3 protein-coding genes and 1 pseudogene are annotated in these 3,646 nt (G+C 70.8%); 3 read left to right on the forward strand and 1 reads right to left on the reverse strand.

Annotation, left to right across the window (positions count from 1 at the left end; genetic code table 11):
• Window positions 1-576: di-heme oxidoredictase family protein (locus ACIRDX_RS21560; RefSeq protein WP_396627486.1), on the forward strand; the 576-nt coding region annotated here is incomplete at its 5' end.
• A 22-nt stretch (window positions 577-598) separates the two neighbouring features.
• Here ACIRDX_RS21560 and nhaR read toward each other — a convergent pair.
• Window positions 599-1,507 carry a transcriptional activator NhaR gene (gene nhaR / locus ACIRDX_RS21565; protein ID WP_396627487.1) on the reverse strand — a complete coding sequence of 303 codons (909 nt, stop codon included), beginning with the start codon at window positions 1,505-1,507 and terminating at the stop codon, window positions 599-601.
• 256 nt (window positions 1,508-1,763) lie between these two features.
• On the opposite strand from nhaR, the pseudogene ACIRDX_RS21570 reads away from it, so the two are divergent.
• Window positions 1,764-1,823: pseudogene (locus ACIRDX_RS21570) on the forward strand (hypothetical protein); the annotation flags it as partial.
• Window positions 1,824-1,844: 21 nt separating this feature from the next.
• Window positions 1,845-3,646, forward strand: a 1,802-nt coding sequence (locus tag ACIRDX_RS21575) for a cation-translocating P-type ATPase (protein WP_396627488.1), incomplete at its 3' end; no start/stop codon positions are given.

A 3,646-nucleotide genomic window follows, 5' to 3' on the forward strand; every position in this document is an offset into this window, starting at 1 on the left:
CTGCCGCTGACGCGCGCCGGCTGGACCTACACCGAGCCCAACCCGTACAACCCGTCGGGCAACCTGCGCGTGGGCGATGCGCCGACGCTGAAGGTGGATCTCACCGATCCCTACCTGCCGCAGCCGCGGCTGCGGCCGTCCGCCTCGTCACCCGACGTGATCATGGTGCCGGCCTACACCGACTTCAAGCTGCACGACATCACCGATCCGGACGATGCCGCGGCCGCCGAGCCGGTGGACATGAACCAGAGCCTGGTGTCGGCGCGACTGCGCGGCGGCAACCGGCGCTTCGTGACGCGACGCCTGTGGGGGGCGGCCAACGAGCCGCCATACTTCCACCACGGCAAGTTCACGACGCTGCGTCAGGCCGTGCTCGCGCACCACGGCGAGGCGCTCGGCGAGCGCCGCGCGTTCGAGCGCCTGCCGGCGCCGTCGCAGGACGCGCTGATCGAGTTCCTCAAGACGCTGCAGGTGCTGCCTCCCGGCACCGTGTCGCTCATCGTCGACCAGCACGGCCGTCCGCGCACGTGGCCGTCGACGTCGGCGCCGCGCTCCAGCAGTCTCACGATGCCCTGACCTCGCAGGGCCACTGGCGTGCCTACGCGCCTGGCCGGAACACCTCGTCGCGTGCCGCGCTCGTCATCGCGAGGATGCCGGGGTGCTTCAGGCGGCGCTCGGCCGTGAGCACGTAGTACCGCTCCCGCACCGCCTCGATCCGCCCGACCATTCGCACGCCGTAGAAGCGGGTCACGTCTGCGGCAATCGCCGAGGGGGTAGGGAACGCGCAGCCGGCGGCCTGCCCGACGACCTTCATGAGGGCCGAGTCCTCGAACTCCCCGATGATCCGCGGACGGACCCCGAGCACGTCGAACCACTCGTCCAGCCCTCGACGCAGCGGACTGTCGGTCGTCGGCAGCAGCATCGGCGCGTCGTGCAGCGACATCGGGAAGCGCCGCCTGAGGCGAGCAGCGAGCGGCGCGGGCGCGAACAGCGCGACGTCGGACTCGCCGAGGAGGTGGTTGAACACCTTGACCGGCAGGTAGGTGGGCGCCGGCGCAGTCGCGATCACCACGTCCAGCAGGTACGTGCCGAGCTGCGCGATCAGCTGCTCGACGTTCCCCTCGCGGCAGACCAGCCGCACGGGCTCGGCCAGCGCCAGCACGGGCTCCAGCAGCCGATGCACGACGAGCTTGGGCACGGCGTCGGCCACGCCCACCGTCAACTGGAGGCCGCGCCCGGGAGTCTTCCCCTCCAGCGTCTCGAGCAGCTCCCGGCCGATCCCGAAGATCTCGTCGGCGTACCGGTACACGGTGCGCCCCGTTTCGGTGAGCGACTGGCCTCGCCCCTTGCGCGCGAACAGCGCCTGGCCGAGCGCCTCCTCGAGCAGCCGCACCTGCGCGCTCACCGTCGGCTGCGACAGGTGCAGTTTCTCGGCGGCGCGCGACACGCTGCCTTCGGTGACGACCGTCCAGAAGTAGAGCAGGTGGTGGTAGTTCAGCCACGTCATGGGCGTTTCCAGTAGTATAGGTTTATCAATCGTATAGTGAGCAAAGTATCTATTTGTCTATTCCTGTCTCCACGCCTAGGGTTGACGCAGTCTTCGCGCCCCCTGCGCGAGGCAGGAAGGGCATTCCGTTCGTGGCTGTCGACACACACGCTCCCGCAGCAACGCCTCACTGGCACCACATCGACGTCGGTGACGTCCTCACACAACTCTCCACGGAGAAGCCACGGGACTCCCGGCCGCCGAGGCGCGGCGGCGCCTGGATGTCCACGGGCCCAACGAACTGCAGGCCTTCGCGCGCCAGTCGGCGTGGCACACCCTTGCGGCGCAGTTCAAGAACGTGCTGGTCGTCATCCTGCTCGTCGCGACGGTCCTGTCGGGCCTGCTCGGTCACGGCCTCGAGGCCGTGGTCATCGCGGTCATCGTGCTGTTCGCGGTGCTGCTGGGATTCATCCAGGAGTACCGCGCCGAGCGCGCGCTCGAGGCGCTGCGCGAGATGGCGGCGCCGGTGGCGCACGTGCTGCGCGACGGCGCGGAAGTGGCCATTCCCGCGCGGGAACTGGTGCCCGGCGACGTCATCGTGCTGCGCGCCGGTGACCGCGTGCCGGCCGACGCGCGCATCACCCTCGCCATCAACCTGTCGATCGACGAGGCGGCGCTGACCGGCGAGTCCGCGGCGGTCGAGAAGACGGCCGTCCGCATGGAGGCCGCCGACCTGCCCATCGGCGACCGGCGCAACCTCGCGCATGCCGGCACGCTCGTCACGCGCGGTCGCGGGCAGGCGGTCGTCGTCGCCACCGGCATGTCGACCGAGTTCGGGCGGATCAGCCGCCTGGTCCAGACCGTCGAGGCCGGCCGCACGCCCCTGCAGGAGAACCTCGACCGGCTCGGGTCCATGCTCGGCAAGGCGGCGCTGGTCATCGTCGCGGTGATCGTCGCGCTCGGGCTGTGGCGCGGCATGCCGCCGCTCGAGATGTTCATCTTCGGCATCGCGCTGGCCGTCGCCGTCGTCCCGGAGGCGCTGCCGGCGGTGGTCACGATCTCGCTGGCCATCGGCGTGCGCCGCATGGTGAAGCGCCAGGCGCTGGTGCGTCGCCTGCCCGTCGTGGAGACGCTCGGCAGCACGTCGGTCATCTGTTCCGACAAGACCGGCACGCTCACGAAGAACGAGATGACCGTGCGCCACGTCGCCACCGCCGACGGCGCGTTCGAGGTGACCGGTGTCGGCTATGAGCCCGCCGGCCACTTCGTCAAGGACGGCGTCCGGATCGACGTGCCGCGGTCGGTCACCGCGCTGCTCGAGGCCGCGGTCCTTTCGTCGGACGCCACCGTACGGCTCGACGATCGGGGACGGCGGCAGGTGGAAGGCGATCCCACCGAGGGCGCCCTGATCGTCGCGGCGGAGAAGGCGGGCCTCGACCAGGCAGCGCTCAACGCACGCGAGCCGCGCCTGCACGAGATCGCGTTCACGTCGGAGCGCCGGCGGATGACGACGCTCCACGGGCCGGAGGACGCGGGGCTGTGCGCGTACTCGAAGGGCGCGGTCGACGTCGTGCTCCCCGGCTGCGACACCTGGGATCAGGATGGCGTCGAGATGCTTCTGACCGAGGCCGACCGGGACTCCCTGCTGCAGATGGAGCGCGAGTTCGCGCTCGCGGGGCTTCGCGTGCTGGCCATCGCGCGCAAGCGACACACGACGCCGGAGCATTCGGAACTCGGCATGACGTGGCTCGGCCTGGTCGGCATGATGGATCCCCCGCGTGCCGAGGCGCGCGCCGCAGTGCAGACCTGCCGCACCGCCGGCATCACTCCCGTGATGATCACCGGCGACCACCCGCTGACGGCCACGGCCATCGCCGGCGAGATCGGGTTGCTCGACGGCCGCCGCGTCGTCGCGGGGCAGGACCTCACGCGGATGACCGACGAGGACCTCGCGCGCGACATCGACCGCATCGGCGTCTACGCGCGCGTCTCGCCTGCCGACAAGCTGCGGGTGATTGCGGCGTGGCAGGGGCGCGGCGAGGTGGTGGCGATGACCGGCGACGGCGTCAACGACGCGCCGGCGCTGAAGAAGGCCGATGTCGGCATCGCGATGGGCATCTCGGGCACCGACGTCAGCAAGGAAGCCGCGGGGGTGACGCT

The organism is Luteitalea sp. (assembly GCF_044337415.1).
Taxonomy (GTDB): domain Bacteria; phylum Acidobacteriota; class Vicinamibacteria; order Vicinamibacterales; family Vicinamibacteraceae; genus Luteitalea.